The sequence below is a fragment of the Gammaproteobacteria bacterium genome (genome assembly GCA_017999615.1).
In the GTDB taxonomy this organism is placed as follows: domain Bacteria; phylum Pseudomonadota; class Gammaproteobacteria; order JAABTG01; family JAABTG01; genus JAGNLM01.
Window position 1 is genome coordinate 1 of sequence record JAGNLM010000012.1, and the last position, 17,758, is coordinate 17,758.

Consider the following 17,758-nt stretch of genomic DNA (forward strand, 5'->3'; position numbering starts at 1 on the left):
GGACAATTCAACAGGTTAGCGCCGACGTCTGAGCCTGGAGGCTTGTGAAGCGCCGCATCTTCGGCCTTCGGCGCATAGTATAACACGCTGTTTTGGCTGGCGTTTATGGGTTTCTTTCCAGGCACTATATAGGCAAATCGACCCGTGCCTGCAACTCGCACCGGGGTCGCGATCAGGGCCGCGACCCGCCGTAGCCTGCACGGGGCCTGCACGCGGGGACGAGGGCATCGAGGGGCCCCGGCGGCGGCGAGACCTCAGGACTTGGGGCAAAGCCCGCGCTCGACGGCAATCACCGCCGCCTCCACGCGCGAGTGCACCTCGAGCTTACGCAGGATCGACTTCACGTGGAGTTTGACGGTCCCGTCGGAAATGCCCAGCTCCCGGGCGATGACCTTGTTGCTCTGCCCGGCGGCCAGGTGGCAGAGAATGTCCATTTCCCGCCGGGTCAGGGTCGAGAAGGACAGCCGGCCCGGGTGCGGTGGGGTGTCCTTCTGGAGGGCCCGGGCCAGGACTCCAGCCATGTCCGGGGCGACCACGGTCCGGCCGCCCACCACGTCGTGAAGGGCGCTGACCAGCTCGTCCGGCTCCATGTCCTTCAGGAGATACCCCTGGGCCCCGCTGCGCAGGCTCTCCACGAGGTCACGCTCCTCGTGGCTGGTCGTCAGCATGACCACGGGGGCCGAGAAGCCGGCGCGCCGCAGTTCGTGGATGGCCGTGAGGCCGTCCATCCCGGGCATGCGCAGGTCGAGGAGGACCACGTCGGGCAACAGCTCGGCGGCCAGGCGGCATCCTTCGTCGCCCGCGCCGACGGCGGCCACCACCTCGATGCCCCTGCGCTGCAGCAGCTCACGCAGCCCGCCGCGAAAGAGCGCGTGGTCGTCGATGATCAGGATTCGCACGTCGGCCCCGAGTCTCCGTCTGCACCAGTCCCAGACACCCCGCGCCCGGCGACCTCTTGGAAGGCGCTGGTCATCGCGCGCGGGCGTTGCTGAAGTTTAGCTCGACCCGCGTCCCCTCCGCCGGCTCGCTTTCCACGCTGAGCTCACCTCCGAGGCGGCGCGCCCGCTCCTGGAGGATGGCGAGCCCGAGGTGCTCACCGGCGTCGGCGGCCTCGACCTCTTCGCCAAACCCCACTCCGTCGTCCTCCACCATCACGTGGTAGTGGCCTTCGGGGTCGCAGCGCAAGAGGATGCGCACGGCGTGGGCGTGGCTGTGCTTGCGGATGTTGGCGAGGCACTCCTGGACGATGCGCACCACCTGCATCTCCTGGCTCGCGGCGAGCTCGGCGTGGGCGCACTCCTTCTGGAAGAACGTGACGATCCCGGTCTCGCGCCGGAACCGCTCCACCAGCCCCTCCAGCGCGGCCAGCAGCCCCCGGCGGTCGATGGGGGCGCGAAACTGCTCCAGCAGCCCCCGCAACTCCGCGTTCGCCTCCTCCAGGCTGTTCTGAATCCGGTCCAGCTCCCGCCGCGCCTGGGCCGTGCTCCCCTGGGCAAGGGTGTCGTCCAGCATTCGCACCTGGAAGCGCAGGCTCGCGAGCGTCTGCGCCAGAGAGTCGTGCAGCTCGTGGGCCAGGAGGTTGCGCTCCTGCATGATGGAGAGGCGCTGGGCCTGGGCGTCGACCCGGACCTTCTCCACGGCCATGCCCAGGTGCCGGCCGATGCTGGTGAGAAGGTCCCGCAGATCGCCCCGCTCGGCGAGCTCCGCCTGCTCCACGAACAGGTCGTAGACCCCGAGCGTCTTGCCGTGGTAACGCAAGGGCACCGAGATGGTGTGCAGCCCCTCGACCATGAGGGGCGGCGGACCATCGGGCAAGGCGGCCTCGCCCCCCTCCTCCCGCGCGATGACGGTGGCCCAGGCCGGGGGACCCCCGGGCGGCGGGGGCTCCCGGGCAGGCCTCTGCTCCGAGAGCCCCACGCTCGCCACCAGGCGCATCTGCCCGTCCTTCTCCAGGAGCCGAACGGTCGCGGCCTGGGCTTTGACCACGTCGATCAGGGTGTGCAGGAAGCGCGTCAGCAGGTCGTTCAGGTCGTTGAACAGGTTGACGCTGGCGGCCACGTCGTAGAGGACTTGCAGCGAGCGGGTCTTCTGCGCCAGCGTTTCCGTGTGGCGGTGGACCTCCTGGTCCATCCGTTCGCTCAGGCGCTGCAGCGCGTCCCCGAGGTCGTTGATGTCCTCGGCGACCCGCTGGAACTCGCCCCCGGCCGGCACCGGGAGGCGCGCGCCGAGGTCTCCCCCGCGCATCCGCCGCGCCCAGTCCCGCAGCTGCGCCAGGGGGCCGAGGAGCTGCCGGTCGACCCTGCGATAGAGCAGCGACACCAGGCCGAGGGCTCCGCCGAGGACCACGAGCTGGGCCACGAAGAGGGGACGCGGCCCCGCCCCGAGCACCAGAGCCCCCGCAGCGCAGGCAAGGCAGAGACCGAGCAGAGCCAGCAGCGCGGCAAGGGGTCGGCACACCGGTCCGCCGAGAAAGCTGACCGGGCGGCCGAGCGCCCGCAGCAGGCATGCGACCCAGCGCTGCAGGGGCGAGCCCGCACCCGCATCGACCAACCCGCAACCGTCGTCCGGGCGCACCGTCTCCTCTAGACGCAGCCAGTCGGCTTCGGCAGTCCGGCGTACTTGCACGCGAGCTTGCCCGGACCGTAGGGGAAGAGCTCGTAGAGGTACTTGCTGTTGCCCTTTTCCGGGCCGAGCTTCTTGCCCACGGCCTTCGTCAGGACCCGCACCGCCGGGGCGATCTGGTACTCCCGGTAGTACTCCCGGAGGAAGTGGATGATCTCCCAGTGGTCCGGGGTGAGGGTGAGATGGTCCTCGGCCGCCATGGCCTCGGCGACCGCAGGCGACCACTCCTGCATGTTGCGAAGGTATCCCTCCTCGTCGGTATCCAGAAGCTTCCCATGGACTTCGATGGGCATGTAGCTCTCTCCCGCTTTTCGTGATGACAGGTCTCGCTCACCTAGACCCAGGCCTGGACCTTGTCGTTCTCCACCGCCAGATCGACGAAACCGCCGTAATCGACGACACCGATGCCTTCGATCAGCGCGCCCTCCTCCAGGCCGCGCGCCTGAAGGTCCGGACCGAGGACGTGGACCCTGAGCCGGCGGGCCGCCTCGCGCATCCTCTCCTCCAGGACCGTGCCTGTAACCGCCGCGTACACGGCGTCCTCCAGGAGCAGCAGCGCACTGCCCGGCTTCGCCAGGCGCAGTGCGCTCTCCAGCGAGCTCTTCTCGAAGGGTGACCGGTTGACGGTATGCAGCATGGCTCCCCCGGTCAGAAGCTGAGGATGACGTCCTGCTGGTCCATCAGTTCCGCGACCTCCTGGGCCCCCAGCACCCGCACGGGGACGAGCAGGTCCCGCTCGCCGAGCCCCCGGGCCTCGAGCGACTCCCGCTCCACGTAGAGCTTGTCCACGTCACAGGTCGCGAGCGCCCCGTAGGCCGGGGAGCAATTCTTCACGCCAATGGCCCGCGTGTCCTGCCCTTTCTTGATCTGGTACACGCCGTCGTCCACGAACAGCACGCTCACGTCCTGATCGAAGGCCGCGGCAATAAGCACGGCATCCAGCGCCTCCAGGGCATAGGCGGTGCCCCAGGGTGCCCGGCGGTTCACGAAGAGGAAGCGCTTGACCGTGCCGACCCCCTGCGTCCCGTCCTCCACGCCCCGACCCTCCTGCGCTCAATCGCCGAAGACCACCAGGCGGTCGGACTCGATGGCCGCCTCGATCAACTGACCGAGGCCCGAGATCCGGAACCGCGGCGCCAGATTGGTCGCGTCCTTGCCGTGCCTTCCGGCCTCGTCGGCGTCGACGATCCCGCGGCGCTGGGCCGCCGCCACGCAGACCACGAGGTCCAGGTCGTAGCGCTCGGCGAGCTCCGACCAGCGTTGCCCCACGTTGCGGTCGTCCTGCGGCGGCGACGCGAGACGGGTCGCGTTGTTCACGCCGTCGTGGAAGAAGAAGACCCGTACCACCTGGTGGCCCTTCTCCAGCACCGCCCGGGTGAATTGGTACGCCGAATCCGAGGCCTGGTGTTGGTACGGACCTTCGTTGACCTGGATCGCGAACTTCATCGGAGCGCCCATGCCTCCAAGAATAGTGAATAATGTCGCATCTGGGCGAGGCCTTCCGGCCCGGCGGCTTCGCGTCCCGTCAATCCCGCATCGGCCGAGAGCGGTGTCTGGGCCGGGAGGGCACGTCCATGAAGGGGAGCGGGCGTCACACCGTCCCGGAGGCCGGCGAGCCGGGTCAGCGGCTCGACAAGTGGCTCTGGGTCGCGCGGTTCTTCAAGACCCGGTCGCTCGCGACCGAGGCGGTCGAGGGCGGGCGGGTGCACGTGGACGGCCTGCGCGCCAAGCCCTCGCGGCTGGTCCGGCCCGGGAGCCGGGTGCGAGTGGGCAAGGGCGACGTGGAGTTGGAGGTCATCGTGGTCAGTCTTGCGACCCAGCGCCGGCCCTTTGCCGAGGCGTCACGGCTCTACGAGGAGACCCCCGCGAGCCGGGAGGCCCGGGAGCGCGCGGCGGCCGAGCGCCGCGCCGCACCGATCCGCGACGCCGGCGCCGGGCGGCCCACCAAGCGCGACCGGCGCCAGTTGGACCGGGTCGCCGGAAAAGGCTGAGGGCACCCGAGGAGGCCATCGATGCGCTCGCCCCTTCACGCGCTGCTCGACGAGCCGGACTTTCCGGAGGGGCAGGTGTGGCGGCGCGCCGGTTTCGGGCCGCGCGACACCATCGTCCACGAGGGCGAACAGGCCAGGGACGTGTTCCTCATCCTCTCGGGCACGGTCGAGGTGAGGGGCACGGTGGAGCTCGAGGACCAGCGCCGCGTCCACCCCGGGTTCTGCGAGCTGCACGCCGGTCAGGTCTTCGGGGAACTGTGCCTGTTCGACGACGAGCCGCGGAGCGCCACCGTCGTGGCGGTGACCGACTGCGAGATCGCCATCGTGGACGGCCAGTCGCTGCTCGCTTATCTGGACCTGCACCCGGCCCAGGGCTACTTCGTCCTGCGCCACATCGTGCAAACGCTGGTGGAGCGCCTGCGCACGGCCAATCGCCGCTTCCTGTCGGTGTTCAGCTGGGGCCTCAAGGCCCACCAGATCGATCGGCACCTGTGACGGGCCGCGGCGGCGGTCGAGCGGGGACGGCGCCGCCGGACCTCGCTCCGAGGCCCGGCAGCCGCGGGCCGGCCAGGGGGTCGGTCCGTGGTAGAATTGAAAGAAATACAGGGCCCAAGGCATGAGCACTCCCCATCGTCCACCGTACCGCACCGAGGACGTGCGCATCGCGTCGATCGACGCGGTCAGCACGCCCGCGGAGGTGCACGCGGAGTGCCCGGGCTCGGAAGCCGCGCTGCGCACGACCTTCGAGGCCCGGCAGGTCATCCGGGAGATCCTCCTCGGGCAGGACGACCGACTGCTGGTGGTGGTAGGGCCCTGTTCGATCCACGACGTGAACGCAGCGCGGGAATACGCCGGGCGGCTGCTGCCGCTACGGGAGAGGCTCGCCGACGCCCTGTACGTCGTCATGCGGGTGTACTTCGAGAAGCCGCGTACGACGGTCGGCTGGAAGGGGCTCATCAACGACCCCGACCTGGACCAGACCTTCCGCATCAACAAGGGGTTGCGCCTCGCCCGTCACCTGCTCGTGGACATCAACGAGAAGGGGATACCGGCGGCCACCGAGTACCTGGACCTGATCACCCCGCAGTACGTGAACGACCTGATCAGCTGGGGCGCCATCGGCGCCCGGACCACGGAGAGCCAGGTCCACCGCGAGCTCGCCTCCGGCCTGTCCTGTCCCGTGGGGTTCAAGAACGGGACCGACGGCAACGTGCGAATCGCCATCGACGCCATCCGCTCCTCCTCCCGGCCCCACCGCTTCCTGTCCTACACCAAGGCAGGGCACTCGGCGATCTTCGCCACGCGGGGCAACGAGGACACCCACATCATCCTGCGCGGCGGGCGCAAACCCAACTACGACAAGGCCGCGGTCGACGACGCCTCCCAGCAGCTGCGCAAGGCCGGCCTGCCCGAACGGGTCATGATCGACTTCAGCCACGCCAACAGCGCGAAGGACCCGCGCCTGCAGATCGCCGTCGCGGAGGACGTCGCCCGCCAGATCGCCGCCGGTGACCGCAGGATCGTCGGCGCCATGATCGAGAGTCACCTCGTGGGGGGGCGTCAGGACGTGGTCCCGGGTCAACCGCTGGTCTACGGCCAGAGCATCACCGACGCCTGCCTGGCCTGGGACGAGACCGTCCCGGTGCTGGAGACCCTGGCCCGGGCGGTGCGCGAGCGCCGCGAGGGCTGAGCGCCAAACCGCCTGCCTACCTGCGCTCGGGGTGGGCGTCCTCGCGCGCCAGCAGGGCGCGCACCGCCTCGCGGGGATCGAGCCCCTCGTAGAGGACGCGGTAGACGGCGTGGCAGATGGGCATCTCGGCGCCGTACCGGCTCGCCACCCGCTCGACCTCCCGCGTCGTCCCGACCCCCTCCACCACCTGGCCGATGGCGGCCTCGGCCTCCTGCACCGAGGCGCCGCGGGCGAGCGTCAGCCCCATGCGCCGGTTGCGCGACTGGTCGTCGGTGCAGGTGAGCACCAAGTCCCCGAGCCCCGCGAGGCCCATGAGGGTCTCGCGCTCCCCGCCCATGGCGACCCCGAGCCGCATCATCTCGGCGAGCCCGCGGGTGATCAGGGCGGCCCGCGTGTTCGCGCCGAAACCGAGGCCGTCCGCGATCCCGGCGGCGATCGCCAGCACGTTCTTGACCGCGCCCCCGACCTCCACGCCCACCAGGTCGTGGCTCACGTAGACCCGGAAGGTGGGGCTGTGCAGGGCCAGCGCGAGGTCCCGGGCGAAGGCTTCGTCGGGCGAGGCGACCGTGAGGGCGGTGGGCAGACTTCGGGCCACCTCCCGCGCAAAGGTGGGGCCCGAGACCACCGCGACCGGGACATCCAGGCCCAGGTGCTCGCCGACCACCTCGTGCAGCGGTCTCGCCGTCTCGGGCTCGAGACCCTTGGTCGCCCAGGCGACCCGCGACCCTGGCCGCAGCGCCGGGCGCACGCGCTCCAGCACCTGACCGAAGAACTGACTCGGTACGACCAGCAGCAGGTCGCCGGCCCGGGCCAGGACCGCGCCGAGGTCGGCCGACAGACCCAGACTCTCCGGAAGGGGCACCCCCGGGAGGAACTCGACGTTCTCCCGGTCGCGGGCGAGACGCCCCATGTGGGCGGGGTCGTGTCCCCACATGTCGGTGGGGACACCGTTGCGGGCGAGGAGGACGGCGAGCGAGGTCCCCCAGGAGCCCGCCCCCAGGACCGCGATGCTCACGGCCTCAGTTCGGCGCGGCAGAGGCTGCCTGGGCCCCCTGCTGGCGCAGGTGCTGCGCGTACAGGGCCTCGAAGTTGACCGGCGCCATGAGGAACTGGGGGAAGCCGCCGCGGGTGACCAGGTCCGACACGGTCTCCCTCAGGTACGGGAACAGCACGTTGGGGCAATAGCTCCCGAGGATCGGGCCCATCTCGGCGTCGCTGAAACCGACGACCACGAAGACCGCGGATTGCTTGACCTCCACCAGGAAGGCGGTCTCCTCGCCCGACTTCACGGTGACGGTCGCCGTCAGCGTGACCTCGTGCTGGTTCGGCCCGACAACGCGGCTCGCGGTCCCCAGGTTCATGCTCACCTCCGGGCGCCACTCCCGGCTGAAGACGTTGGGGGCGTTGGGCGCCTCGAAGGAGATGTCCCTCACATAGATCCGCTGGATGGCCAGTTGCTTCTGGGCCTGTCCGCCAGCGGCGGCCTCTTCCGGTGCTGCCATGGCTCGTGCTCCCGATCGTGTTGGGTTTGAGGTACGCCTTGGGCCTGAGGTGTGCCTTATTTTCCTCGAACCAGCGGCAGGTTGGCGTTCTGCCAGGCCAGCATCCCACCCCGCAGGTTGTAGACCCGGGTGAAGCCCCCTCGCGAGAGGGTCGCGCAGGCCGCCTGCGAGCGGCTCCCCGAGCGGCACCCCACGATGATCGGCCGCTCCCGGTACTTCTGCAGCTTGCCGAGGCTGTCCTTGAGCTGGCCGACGGGGATGTGGACGGAGCTCAGGATGACCCCGTCCTTGACCTCGCTCGGCTCGCGCACGTCCAGCACCACGGCGTCCTCGTGGTTGATCAGGAGAGTCGCCTCGGCGGGCCCGATGGACCGGACTCCCCCCAGGCGGCCCTGCAGCCCGGTCCAGGCCAGAATGGCCAGGATGATGCCAAGGGCCGCGAAGAGGCCCAGGTGATGACTGGCGAACTCCAGCAGTTGCTCCACGGTGGCCGGTGCCTCTTACAGTCCGCCGGCCTGCACGCCGAGCTTGCGCAGGATCATGTCGAGCGGGCAGAACCGCGTGAAGCCGCTCTGGAGGAGATTCAGGCCGATGAACGCGGTGAACCAGAGCCAGTACTGGCTGGCGAAGATCGGGCTGCCCGGCAGCCCGAGGCCGACCGTTAACAGAATCATGAGTCCCGCGACGATCCGCACGATGCGCTCGGTGGTCATCGAATCCTCCCCCGTCCCGTAACGAAGCGCCTGGCCCGGCCCCTGCGGGCGGTCGCCCGGCACGAACATCGCCGACCGGGCATTTCCGGCCGGCGTCCCTACCGGCCGTGAGGATACCCGTGTCGCGCAGGATCGCAAGCCGAGCCACGACTTGCCGCCGGTCACGGGGTGTGGACCGGGAGAGGCCGCGGCACCTGCCGCGCGGCCCTCCCGGCCAGGCCCGTGGTAGGCTGTCGCCCCCTGGACATGCTTTCGGAACGGCAGGGCGGCGTGAATCGAGGGCTCATCGTGGTCGCCGTCGCGGCGGCGGTCCTCGCCACGGCGGAGCTCCCTGGCGCTCCCCCCCCTCCCCCGCCCCCCCCGGCACCCCCGGGACGCGAGGCGCGGGAGGCGGAGCTCGGCGGCGTGCGCCAGCGCATCGAGGAGGTCCGCGGCCGGCTCGAGGAGACGCGCACGGTCCGCGAGGGCCTGCAGGAGGAGCTTCGTGCGGCGGAGCTCGCCGGCTCCCAGCTCGCCATGGAGCTGCGGCAGACCGAGAAGGCCATCGGCGCGGTCCGCGCCCGGACCGATACGCTGGCGCGCGAGCGCGAGGGCCTGGAGAAGGCGCTGGCAGCCCAGCGCCGCCTGCTCGCACGGCTCGTCCGCGCCGACTACGCCGGCGGACGCCACGACTACCTCGCGCTGCTCCTCAACCAGAAAGACCCGTCCCGCCTCTCCCGGATCCTCACCTACCACCGGCAGGTGGAGCGCGCCCGCGCCGCGGAGGTGGAGCGCCTGCGCGCGCAGCTCTCGGCCCTCGCTCAGGTCGAGGACGCCCTCGCCCGGGAGGAGGAGAGCCTGCGGGCGCTCCAGGCCGAGAAGACGGCGGGCCAGAGGGAGCTGGCGGAGCAGCGCCGGGCCCGCCAGGCGGTCCTCGCGCGCCTCGCCGCGGAGCTGCGCGCATCCGGCGCGGAGCTGGAGCGCCTCACCACCAGCGCGAAGCAGCTGGAACGGGTCATCGCGGGCCTGAGCCAGGCGCTCTCGGACATCCCCGAGGGAGCCGGCGAGCGCCGCCGCTTCATCGACTCCCGGGGCAGCCTGCCCTGGCCCGCGAGCGGGAGGGTCCGCGCGGGGTTCGGCGCCCCGCGCGCGGGCGGGCTCACCTGGCAAGGCGTCGTGATCGAGGCCCCGGCCGGCTCGCCGGTGCTCGCCGTTCACCCCGGACGGGTGGCGTTCGCGGACTGGCTGCGCGGCTTCGGGTTGCTGCTCATCGTGGACCACGGCGAGGGATTCATGACGCTCTACGGCCAGAACCAGGGCCTGCTGCGGCAGGCCGGGGACTGGGTGGAGGCGGGAGAGGCCGTGGCCACGGTGGGCGACACCGGGGGCTCGAGCGAGACCGGACTCTACTTCGAGGTCCGGCAGAAGGGCACTCCGCTCAATCCCGCCCTGTGGTGTCGGGGCAATCCCGGCCGCGGCTGAGCGGGCTCCCGCACCGCGCACGTCCCCTTTGACGCTGGGGAGCGGGGGGGTATGCTTCCCATCCTCTCTTGCCGAATGACCGGCGCAGCGGCGCCGTGAGCCACGATGAAAAACGCCATGCGCAATCTGCCGGTCCTGCTCGCGGGTCTCGTTCTCGGCGGGCTTCTGTCGCTCACCCACGGGGTGTCCGCAGAAAAGAAGGAGCCCGCCCAAGCGCTCCCGCTGGAGGACCTGCGGGCCTTCTCCGAGGTGCTGGAGAAGATCAAGAGCGACTACGTCGAGGCGGTCGACGACAAGACACTCATCGCCTCGGCGATCCGCGGCATGCTGACGGGGCTCGACCCCCACTCCACCTACCTGGACCCAGACGAGTACAAGGACCTGCGGGCGGGTACCACCGGCGAGTTCGGCGGACTCGGGATCGAGGTCAGCATGGAGGACGGCTTCGTCAAGGTGGTGACCCCGATCGACGACACGCCGGCCGCGCGCGCGGGGGTGAAGGCGGGTGACCTGATCATCCGGCTGGACGACACGCCGGTGAAGGGCATGACCCTGAACGAGGCCGTGAAGCTCATGCGCGGCAAGCCGGGGACCACCATCACCCTGACCATCATGCGGGAGGGCCTGGAACAGCCATTGAAGATCGCCATCGAGCGTGACGTGATCAAGGTGAAGAGCGTCAAGAGCCGTCTGCTCGAGCCCGGTTACGGCTACGTTCGCATCACCCAGTTCCAGTCCCCCACGGACGACAACCTGCGCGAGGGGATCGACCAGCTCAAGAGCCAGAGCGGCGGCGAGCTCAAGGGCGTGGTGCTCGACCTGCGCAACAATCCGGGCGGCGTCCTGAACGGTGCCGTCGCGGTGGCCGACGCCTTCCTGGAGAAGGGCGTGATCGTCTCGACCCGCGGCCGCGGCAACGAGGCCGAGATGAAGTTCAACGCGAAGCCTGCGGACATCCTCAAGGGCGCCCCGATCGTCGTGCTGGTGAACGGCGGGTCGGCCTCGGCGTCGGAGATCGTCGCCGGCGCGCTGCAGGATCACCGGCGCGCGGTCGTCCTCGGCAGCAAGACCTTCGGCAAGGGCTCCGTGCAGACCATCCTGCCGATGGACAACGGGGCGGCCCTGAAGCTCACCACCGCCCGGTACTACACGCCCTCCGGCCGCTCCATCCAGGCCGAAGGGATCACCCCCGACATCGCCCTCGAGGCCATGAAGTTCGAGAAGGTCGACGAGGGGGTCGAGGCGCTCAAGGAATCCGACCTCTCGCGCCACCTGAGCAACGGCACGGCACCGAAGCCGGCGAAGAAGCCCGAGGGCAAGGACGCGAAGGACGCGAAGGACGCGAAGGACGGGAAGGAGGCCAAGGAGAAGCCGGGCAACCTCGCCCGCGAGGACTACCCGGTGTACGCCGCACTCACCTTGCTCAAGGGCCTCAGCATCCTGAAGGCCCCCCAGGATTGAGTGCCATGTCGGGTTCCCCGAAGGTGCTGGTCCCGCTGGCGCAGGGCTGCGAGGAGCTCGAGGCGGTCACCATCGTCGACCTCCTGCGCCGGGCGGGGGTCACGGTGGTCACGGCGGGGCTCGATCCGGGGCCGGTGCGCGCCAGTCACGGCGTGGTCCTCGTCCCCGACACCGACCTGGACACCGCGCTCGGAGAGGACTACGCCATGGTCGTGCTGCCCGGGGGCCTGCCGGGGACCGACCGCCTGGACCGCGACCCGCGGGTGCGCGCACTGCTGCGGACGATGGCGGACAGCGGGCGCTTCACGGCGGCCATCTGTGCCGCGCCCCGGGTGCTCGCGAGCGCCGGCCTGCTCGCCGGCAAGCAGGCCACCGGCTATCCGGGCGTGCTCGACGCCATCGCTCCCGCGGGCGCCACCCTGAGCGGCGACGCGGTGGTGGCCGACGGGAAGGTGATCACCTCCCGCGGTCCGGGCACGGCGATGGATTTCGCCCTCACCCTGGTGGAGCAGCTCGTCGGCCGGGCGAAGCGCGAGGAGGTCGAGGCCTCCCTCGTCCGGTAGCGCAGGCGGCCTATTCCTCCGACACCGCCACGGCGAGGAGGAACCCGCCGAGGGCGCCGAGGACCCACGTGGCGACCGGGATCCGGCCCCACATGGGGGGCGTGAAACCGTCCAGGCCGTAGATGACGGCGGCCGACACGAGCAGGGCCGCGCCCACGATCGCCAGCACGCTGCGCCGGCTCGCGCGGCGGACCTCCTGGCGCAGCTCCGCGAGCTCCCGCGAGGTCCACTCCACCCGCAGGCGGCCTTCGTTCGCCTGGCGCAGGAGGTCGTAGGCGAGCCCCGGCACCTGGGGCACGATCTCGCCGAGGCGCGGCGCGTTGGCCTGGGCCTGCCGGACCAACCCCCGCACGCCGACCTGCCCGCTCATCCAGCGCTCGAGGAACGGCTTGGCGGTGGACCAGAGGTCCAGGTCCGGGTAGAGCTGCCGGCCGAGCCCCTCGATGTTCAGCAGTGTCTTCTGCAGCAGCACGAGCTGCGGTTGGACCGCCATGTCGAAGCGGCGTGCGGTCTGGAACAGGCGCAGCAGCACCATGCCGAAGGAGATCTCGCGGAAGGGGCGCTCGAAGATCGGCTCGCAGACCGTGCGGATGGCACCCTCGAACTCCTCGACCCGGGTCTCCGGCGGGACCCAGCCCGAGGCCACCTGGACCTCCGCCACCCGCCGGTAGTCCCGGTTGAAGAAGGCGATGAAGTTCTCGGCGAGGTAGCGCTGGTCCCCCGACGACAGGCTCCCCATGATGCCGAAGTCCACGGCCAGGTAACGGGGCGCCTGGGGTGGGCGGTCCCGGTCGACGAAGATGTTCCCGGGGTGCATGTCCGCGTGGAAGAAATTGTCGCGGAACACCTGGGTGAAGAAGATCTCCACCCCCCGCTCCGCCAGCGCCTTCAGGTCCACCCCCGCCGCCTTCAGTGCCGCGAGGTCGCTCACCGGGATCCCCGAGATCCGCTCCATCACGAGGACGTTGCGCCGGCAGAGTGGCCAGAACACCTCCGGCACGTAGAGGAGCTCCGAGCCGGAGAAGTTGCGCCGCACCTGGGAGGCCGAGGCCGCCTCGCGCAGCAGGTCGAGCTCGTCGAAGATGGTCTTGCGGTATTCCTCCACCACCTCGCGGGGACGCAGCCGCCGGGCCTCGGGCCAGTGGCGCTCCGCCAGATCGGCCAGGGTCGCGAGGAGGTCCACGTCCTGGGTGATGACGCGTTCGATGTCGGGCCGCAGGACCTTGACGACCACCTCCCGGCCGTCCGGCAGCCCGGCCCGGTGCACCTGCGCCACCGAGGCGGAGGCCATGGGCGCCTCCTCGAAATACCGGAACACCTGCTCCAGGGGACGGCCATAGGCCTGCTCCACCAGGCGCCGGGCCTCGGGGCCGGGGAACGGCGGGACCTGGTCCTGGAGCTTCGCCAGCTCCTCGGCGAGGTCGTCGGGAAGGAGGTCGCGCCGCGTGGAGAGGATCTGCCCGAACTTCACGTAGATCGGGCCGAGCTCCTCCAGCGCCCTGCGGATACGGACCGCGGGGGGCGGGAGCGCCCCTCGCAGCCAGTAGGACGGCGTGAGGTAGCGCAGGACGCGCACGGGGCGCATCAGCCGGGTGGCGGGCAGCAGCTCGTCGAGCCCGTTGCGCAGCAGGACCCGCTGGGTGCGCCACAGGCGCAGGGCTCGTACTGCCACTACGGCTTCCAGCCGCGATGCACGGCCACGATGCCGCCCGTGTGGTTCAGGTAGTCGCAGTGCACGAAGCCCGCTGTCTCCATCATCCCCTTGAGCGTTTCCTGGTCGGGGTGCATCCGGATGGACTCGGCCAGGTAGCGGTAGCTGTCCGCGTCTCCGGCCACCAGCCGGCCCATCAGCGGCAGTCCGTGCAGGGAGTAGAGGTCGTAGAGCGGGCGCAGGGCAGAGACGGTCACGTGGGAGAACTCGAGCACGAGCAGCCGCCCCCCGGGGCGCAGGACGCGCAGGGTCTCGGCGAGCGCGGCCTCCTTGTGGGTGACGTTGCGCAGGCCGAAGGCCATGGTGACGCAGTCGAAGCTGCCCTCGGCGAAGGGCAGCCGCTCCGCGTTCGCCTGGGCGTAGGTGACGTTCCCCACCAGCCCCCGCCCGTCCAGGCGCTCGCGCCCCACCCCGAGCATCGAGGGGTTGATGTCCGCGACCACCACCGAGCCCTTCCGGCCGACCCGCCCGGCCAGCAGGGCCGCCACGTCCCCTGTCCCGCCCGCCAGGTCGAGGATCCGCTCGCCCTCGTGCACCCCGCTCACGTCGACCGCGAAGCGCTTCCACAGCCGGTGCAGGCCGAAGGACATCAGATCGTTCATCAGGTCGTAGCGAGTCGCCACCGAGTCGAAGACCTGGGCGACCCGGCGGACCTTGTCCTCTTCCGGAACCTTCTCGAACCCGAAATCGGTGGTGCTCACGCGGGACTCCTGCCGCTCACTCGGCCGCCTTGCGCTGGTGCCCCGCGTCCTTCAGGGCGTGCAGGTAGGCCTCCCAGTACGGCTCGTAGTTGCGGCCCAGGTCGTAGAGCGTCTCCCAGGAGTAGATGCCGGTGTCGTGGCCGTCGTCGAAGCGCAGGCAAACCGCGTAGTTCCCCACCGGCTCGACCTCCACGATGTTCACCGACTCCTTGCCCACCTGCAGCGTCTCCTGGCCCGGCCCGTGACCCCGCACCTCCGCCGAGGGGGAGCAGACCCGCAGGTACTCGCAGGGCAGGTGGAAGTGCGAGCCGTCGTCGAAGGCGACCTCCAGCACGCGGGACTTCCGGTGCAGGCTGATCTCGGTCGGGTTGGGGGTCTTGGGGGCCATGGGCTCAGTCTCCGGGGAAAAGCATTGTCCGGGGCCGCCGCGTCCCTGTCACGGACGTCAGAGGATGTAGCGGCTCAGGTCCTCGTTGCCGGCGAGGTCCGCCAGGCAGCGGTCCACGTAGGCGCCGTCGATCACCACCCGCTCACCGGCAAGCTCGGGGGCCCCGTAGGACACCTCCTCCAGGAGCTTCTCCAGCACGGTGTGCAGGCGCCGCGCCCCGATGTTCTCGGTGCGCTCGTTGACCTGCCAGGCCACCTCGGCGATGCGCCGCAGCCCGTCGGGGGTGAACTCGAGCGTGACCCCTTCGGTGGAGAGCAGCGCCGCGTACTGCATCGTGAGCGAGGAGTCGGGCTCGGTCAGGATGCGCACGAAGTCCTCCACCCCGAGGGCATCGAGCTCGACCCGGATGGGCAGGCGGCCCTGGAGCTCCGGGATCAGGTCCGAGGGCTTCGAGAGGTGGAAGGCGCCGGAGGCGATGAACAGGATGTGGTCGGTGCGCACCATCCCGTACCGGGTCGAGACCGTGGAGCCCTCCACGAGCGGCAGGAGGTCGCGCTGGACGCCCTCGCGCGAGACGTCCGGCCCCGCGAGCTCACCCCGGTGGGCGACCTTGTCGATCTCGTCGAGGAACACGATCCCGTTCTGCTCCACGTCCTGCACCGCGCGGGTCTTCAGCTCGTCCTCGTTGACGAGCTTCCCGGCCTCTTCGTCGGTGAGGAGCTTGAAGGCCTCGCGCACCTTGAGCCGCCGCGAGCGGGTGCGCCGCCCGGCGAGATTCTGGAACATGCCCTGGAGCTGACCCGCCATCTCCTCCATCCCGGGCGGCGTCATGATCTCCACGCCGCCGCCGGTGACGGCGAGCTCCACCTCCACCTCCCGCTCGTCCAGCTTCCCCTCGCGCAGCATCTTGCGGAAGCGCTGGCGGGTCGCTGACTCGTCCTCCCCGGCGGGGGCAGAGGGCGCGAAGCCCACGTCGGCGCGCGGGGCGGGCAGGAGCGCGTCCAGCAGGCGGTCCTCCGCGGCGTCCTCGGCACGGTGGCGCACCCTGGCGACGGCGTCCTCGCGGCGCATCTTGATCGCGACGTCGACCAGGTCCCGGATGATCGACTCCACGTCGCGCCCGACGTAGCCCACCTCCGTGAACTTGGTCGCCTCGACCTTGATGAACGGGGCGCCCGCGAGCCGCGCGAGGCGACGCGCAATCTCGGTCTTGCCCACCCCCGTCGGGCCGATCATCAGGATGTTCTTCGGGGTGATCTCGGCGCGCAGCGGCTCGCCGACCTGGGACCGGCGCCAGCGGTTGCGCAGGGCGATCGCCACGGCGCGCTTGGCCTGGTCCTGCCCCACGATGTGCTTGTTGAGCTCGTGGACGATCTCGCGAGGGGTCATCTGGGACATGGGGGAAGGTTGCGACGCGGGCGGGCGGCGGCGAGGGGCCGGGGACGACCACTCAGCCTGCGGTCAGCTCCTCGACGGTGATGTGTTGGTTGGTGTAGATGCAGATGTCCGCGGCCACGGCCAGGGCCTTCTCGACGATGGTCCGGGCGTCCAGCTCGGTGTTCTCCAGCAGCGCCCTCGCGGCGGCCTGGGCGTAGGGTCCGCCGGAGCCGATCGCCATCAGCCCGCCCTCGGGCTCGATCACGTCGCCGGTGCCCGAGAGGATCAGCGAGGCCTGGGCGTCGGCGACCACCAGCAACGCCTCCAGCCGGCGCAGCATGCGGTCGGTGCGCCAGTCCTTCGCCAACTCCACCGCCGCCCGCACCAGGTGCCCCTGGTGCTTCTCGAGCTTGCCCTCGAAACGCTCGAACAGCGTGAAGGCGTCGGCGGTACCTCCCGCGAAGCCGGCCAGGACCCGATCGTGATAGAGCCGCCGGACCTTGCGGGCATTGGCCTTCATCACGGTGTTCCCGAGCGTCACCTGGCCGTCGCCGCCCACGACGACCGTGCCCCCCCGGCGGACCGAGAGGACCGTCGTACCGTGGAAGCTCGTCATGGAACCGTCCTGCGCCACACCGCCATTCTACCCCACCCCGCGCCGGCGCTTCGCCCGGGGGTGGGCCTGGTCGTAGACCCGGGCCAGGTGCTGGAAGTCCAGGTGGGTGTAGACCTGAGTCGTGGAGATGTCCGCGTGGCCGAGCAGCTCCTGCACGGCCCTCAGGTCGCCGCTCGACTCGAGGAGGTGGCTCGCGAACGAGTGGCGCAGGGTGTGCGGGTGGACCGCCGCGCCGAGGCCCTGCCCGCGGGCCCGCCGCTTCACGACGTACTCCACGGCGCGCGCCCCCAGGCGCCGGCCCTTGCGCCCCACGAACAGCGCCGCCTCGTCGGCCGGCGCCAGGCCCCTGCGCACATCGAGCCACCGCCCCAGGGCCTCGCGGGCGAGCCGTCCCACGGGGACGATCCGCTGCTTGCGGCCCTTGCCCAACACGTCGACCGTCCCTTCCTCGAGGTTCAGCCGGTGCAGGTCGAGCCCCACCAGCTCGGCGAGGCGCAGCCCCGAGGAATAGAACAGCTCGAGGATCGCCCGGTCGCGCACGGCCAGCGGGTCGTTGCCGGAGGGCGCCTCCAGCAGGCCCGCCACCTGGTCGGGGTCGAGCGTCTGGGGCAGGCGGCGCGGGGATTTCGGGGCGGCGACGCCCACCGCGGGGTTGCGCCGCGCGGCGCCCTCGCGGATCAGGAACCGGTAGAAGGCCCGGATCGCCGAAAGGGCCCGCTGGATGCTCGGGCCGCTCGCGCCGTTGCGGTGGCGCCAGGCGGCGAACCCCCGCACGTGCTCGTCGTCCAGGGCCTCCCAACCCGGGAGGCCCCGGTCCGCACGGTAGCGCGCCAGGTCCGCGAGATCGCGCCCGTAGGACCCCGCCGTGCGGGGCGAGAGACCCCGCTCCTGCAGGAGGTGGCTTTCGAAACGCGCCGCCCAGGGGTCCCCCCCGGGCACCGGCGCGGCCCGCTCCACCCGTT

Annotated in this window: 22 protein-coding genes; 6 read left to right on the forward strand and 16 right to left on the reverse strand. The window is 70.9% G+C overall.

All coding sequences use genetic code 11. From position 1 onward, the window contains the following. Positions 1 to 254 precede the first annotated feature (254 nt). The 6 genes from KA217_09660 to tusD all read right to left on the reverse strand — a co-directional run bounded on the left by KA217_09660 (position 255) and on the right by tusD (position 4,068). Positions 255 to 899 (reverse strand): response regulator, encoded by a 645-nt coding sequence (locus tag KA217_09660; protein MBP7712712.1) that lies wholly within the window; start codon positions 897 to 899, stop codon positions 255 to 257. Between the two features lie 70 nt (positions 900 to 969). Beyond that, positions 970 to 2,625, reverse strand: coding sequence for a HAMP domain-containing protein (locus KA217_09665; protein ID MBP7712713.1), 1,656 nt, complete (start codon positions 2,623 to 2,625; stop codon positions 970 to 972). Further along, entirely contained in the window at positions 2,583 to 2,915 is a 333-nt protein-coding gene (locus KA217_09670) for a TusE/DsrC/DsvC family sulfur relay protein (protein MBP7712714.1), read from the reverse strand. The genes KA217_09665 and KA217_09670 overlap by 43 nt, the downstream gene beginning before the upstream one ends. 41 nt (positions 2,916 to 2,956) lie before the next feature. Next, entirely contained in the window at positions 2,957 to 3,259 is a 303-nt protein-coding gene (gene tusB / locus KA217_09675; protein MBP7712715.1) for a sulfurtransferase complex subunit TusB, read from the reverse strand. 11 nt (positions 3,260 to 3,270) lie between these two features. Continuing rightward, positions 3,271 to 3,657, reverse strand: coding sequence for a sulfurtransferase complex subunit TusC (tusC, locus tag KA217_09680; protein ID MBP7712716.1), 387 nt, complete (start codon positions 3,655 to 3,657; stop codon positions 3,271 to 3,273). Between the two features lie 18 nt (positions 3,658 to 3,675). Beyond that, a complete protein-coding gene (gene tusD, locus KA217_09685) occupies positions 3,676 to 4,068 on the reverse strand; it encodes a sulfurtransferase complex subunit TusD (GenBank protein MBP7712717.1) in 393 nt (130 codons plus the stop codon). Positions 4,069 to 4,196: 128 nt separating this feature from the next. On the opposite strand from tusD, the gene KA217_09690 reads away from it, so the two are divergent. The 3 genes from KA217_09690 (at position 4,197) to KA217_09700 (ending at position 6,303) form a co-directional block, all read left to right on the forward strand. Continuing rightward, the gene (locus KA217_09690) at positions 4,197 to 4,613 is read left to right on the forward strand and encodes a hypothetical protein (protein MBP7712718.1); all 417 of its coding nucleotides are present in this window, start codon (positions 4,197 to 4,199) and stop codon (positions 4,611 to 4,613) included. A gap of 21 nt (positions 4,614 to 4,634) precedes the next feature. After that, the gene (locus KA217_09695; GenBank protein ID MBP7712719.1) at positions 4,635 to 5,108 is read left to right on the forward strand and encodes a cyclic nucleotide-binding domain-containing protein; all 474 of its coding nucleotides are present in this window, start codon (positions 4,635 to 4,637) and stop codon (positions 5,106 to 5,108) included. 121 nt (positions 5,109 to 5,229) lie between these two features. Continuing rightward, a complete protein-coding gene (locus tag KA217_09700; GenBank protein ID MBP7712720.1) occupies positions 5,230 to 6,303 on the forward strand; it encodes a 3-deoxy-7-phosphoheptulonate synthase in 1,074 nt (357 codons plus the stop codon). Positions 6,304 to 6,319: 16 nt separating this feature from the next. Here the strand turns inward: KA217_09700 and KA217_09705 are convergent, their stop codons facing one another. From KA217_09705 to KA217_09720, 4 genes are read right to left on the reverse strand one after another with little or no spacing between them, the layout of a single operon-like run. After that, positions 6,320 to 7,339 carry an NAD(P)-dependent glycerol-3-phosphate dehydrogenase gene (locus KA217_09705; GenBank protein ID MBP7712721.1) on the reverse strand — a complete coding sequence of 340 codons (1,020 nt, stop codon included), beginning with the start codon at positions 7,337 to 7,339 and terminating at the stop codon, positions 6,320 to 6,322. Beyond that, on the reverse strand, positions 7,323 to 7,805 hold the full coding sequence (gene secB / locus KA217_09710; protein ID MBP7712722.1) for a protein-export chaperone SecB: 483 nt from the start codon (positions 7,803 to 7,805) through the stop codon (positions 7,323 to 7,325). Before secB ends, KA217_09705 begins: the two co-directional genes overlap by 17 nt. Before the next feature lie 56 nt (positions 7,806 to 7,861). Beyond that, positions 7,862 to 8,281, reverse strand: coding sequence for a rhodanese-like domain-containing protein (locus KA217_09715; GenBank protein MBP7712723.1), 420 nt, complete (start codon positions 8,279 to 8,281; stop codon positions 7,862 to 7,864). Between the two features lie 24 nt (positions 8,282 to 8,305). Continuing rightward, complete coding sequence (locus KA217_09720) at positions 8,306 to 8,518, reverse strand: DUF2892 domain-containing protein (protein ID MBP7712724.1); 213 nt, start codon at positions 8,516 to 8,518, stop codon at positions 8,306 to 8,308. A gap of 270 nt (positions 8,519 to 8,788) precedes the next feature. Between KA217_09720 and KA217_09725 the strand changes: the two genes are divergently transcribed. The 3 genes from KA217_09725 (at position 8,789) to KA217_09735 (ending at position 12,003) form a co-directional block, all read left to right on the forward strand. Further along, positions 8,789 to 9,979 (forward strand): peptidoglycan DD-metalloendopeptidase family protein, encoded by a 1,191-nt coding sequence (locus tag KA217_09725; protein ID MBP7712725.1) that lies wholly within the window; start codon positions 8,789 to 8,791, stop codon positions 9,977 to 9,979. Between the two features lie 105 nt (positions 9,980 to 10,084). Continuing rightward, positions 10,085 to 11,440 (forward strand): S41 family peptidase, encoded by a 1,356-nt coding sequence (locus tag KA217_09730; GenBank protein MBP7712726.1) that lies wholly within the window; start codon positions 10,085 to 10,087, stop codon positions 11,438 to 11,440. 5 nt (positions 11,441 to 11,445) lie between these two features. Beyond that, a complete protein-coding gene (locus KA217_09735; protein MBP7712727.1) occupies positions 11,446 to 12,003 on the forward strand; it encodes a DJ-1/PfpI family protein in 558 nt (185 codons plus the stop codon). Between the two features lie 10 nt (positions 12,004 to 12,013). Here KA217_09735 and ubiB read toward each other — a convergent pair whose 3' ends face one another. The 6 genes from ubiB to xerC are packed head-to-tail and all read right to left on the reverse strand — an operon-like array spanning position 12,014 to position 17,735. Then, positions 12,014 to 13,675 carry a ubiquinone biosynthesis regulatory protein kinase UbiB gene (gene ubiB / locus KA217_09740; protein ID MBP7712728.1) on the reverse strand — a complete coding sequence of 554 codons (1,662 nt, stop codon included), beginning with the start codon at positions 13,673 to 13,675 and terminating at the stop codon, positions 12,014 to 12,016. Then, positions 13,675 to 14,415 carry a bifunctional demethylmenaquinone methyltransferase/2-methoxy-6-polyprenyl-1,4-benzoquinol methylase UbiE gene (ubiE, locus tag KA217_09745; protein MBP7712729.1) on the reverse strand — a complete coding sequence of 247 codons (741 nt, stop codon included), beginning with the start codon at positions 14,413 to 14,415 and terminating at the stop codon, positions 13,675 to 13,677. Before ubiE ends, ubiB begins: the two co-directional genes overlap by 1 nt. A gap of 16 nt (positions 14,416 to 14,431) precedes the next feature. Next, the gene (locus KA217_09750) at positions 14,432 to 14,803 is read right to left on the reverse strand and encodes a DUF971 domain-containing protein (protein ID MBP7712730.1); all 372 of its coding nucleotides are present in this window, start codon (positions 14,801 to 14,803) and stop codon (positions 14,432 to 14,434) included. 57 nt (positions 14,804 to 14,860) lie between these two features. Continuing rightward, positions 14,861 to 16,201, reverse strand: coding sequence for an ATP-dependent protease ATPase subunit HslU (hslU, locus tag KA217_09755; GenBank protein ID MBP7712731.1), 1,341 nt, complete (start codon positions 16,199 to 16,201; stop codon positions 14,861 to 14,863). Between the two features lie 52 nt (positions 16,202 to 16,253). After that, a complete protein-coding gene (gene hslV / locus KA217_09760) occupies positions 16,254 to 16,796 on the reverse strand; it encodes an ATP-dependent protease subunit HslV (protein ID MBP7712732.1) in 543 nt (180 codons plus the stop codon). Between the two features lie 27 nt (positions 16,797 to 16,823). Beyond that, positions 16,824 to 17,735, reverse strand: a complete 912-nt coding sequence (gene xerC, locus KA217_09765; protein MBP7712733.1) for a tyrosine recombinase XerC — start codon at positions 17,733 to 17,735, stop codon at positions 16,824 to 16,826. Positions 17,736 to 17,758 lie beyond the last annotated feature (23 nt).